This window comes from Bacillus sp. 0102A (genome assembly GCF_036765155.1).
GTDB lineage: Bacteria > Bacillota > Bacilli > Bacillales > Bacillaceae > Bacillus > Bacillus subtilis_G.
In genome coordinates, this window is record NZ_JBAIZW010000027.1 from 1 (window position 1) to 518 (window position 518).

The 518-nt window shown below is 48.1% G+C and carries 4 tRNA genes; all 4 read left to right on the forward strand.

The annotated features are described in order from the left end of the window. The first annotated feature begins 99 nt into the window (after positions 1-99). Positions 100-174: transfer RNA gene (locus V6D41_RS21425), tRNA-Asn, on the forward strand. A 2-nt stretch (positions 175-176) separates the two neighbouring features. Further along, positions 177-249, forward strand: a tRNA-Thr gene (locus tag V6D41_RS21430). Between the two features lie 61 nt (positions 250-310). After that, a tRNA-Gly gene (locus V6D41_RS21435) sits at positions 311-385 on the forward strand. Positions 386-418: 33 nt separating this feature from the next. After that, positions 419-495 (forward strand) — tRNA-Arg (locus tag V6D41_RS21440). Positions 496-518 lie beyond the last annotated feature (23 nt).

The following is a 518-nucleotide window of genomic DNA, read 5'->3' on the forward strand; positions in this document are numbered from 1 at the left end:
TCAGCGCCGATGGTAGTCGGGGGTTTCCCCCTGTGAGAGTAGGACGCCGCCAAGCAGTTTTGTTATTTCTACCATGTTTGTTTATGAAGCTTATATTATTCCGCAGTAGCTCAGTGGTAGAGCTATCGGCTGTTAACCGATCGGTCGTAGGTTCGAATCCTACCTGCGGAGCCATTGCTTCCATAGCTCAGCAGGTAGAGCACTTCCATGGTAAGGAAGAGGTCAGCGGTTCGAGCCCGCTTGGAAGCTTTATTAAGTGTGTTATTACCAAGGTTTCTCAAAAAAGAGAAAGCTTTTTTTATTGCGATATGCGGAAGTAGTTCAGTGGTAGAACACCACCTTGCCAAGGTGGGGGTCGCGGGTTCGAATCCCGTCTTCCGCTCCATTTTTATCCCAACGGGATATTGTAAAATTGATTGCGCCCGTAGCTCAATTGGATAGAGCGTTTGACTACGGATCAAAAGGTTAGGGGTTCGACTCCTCTCGGGCGCGCCATTATTGTTATAGAATAGATAGGG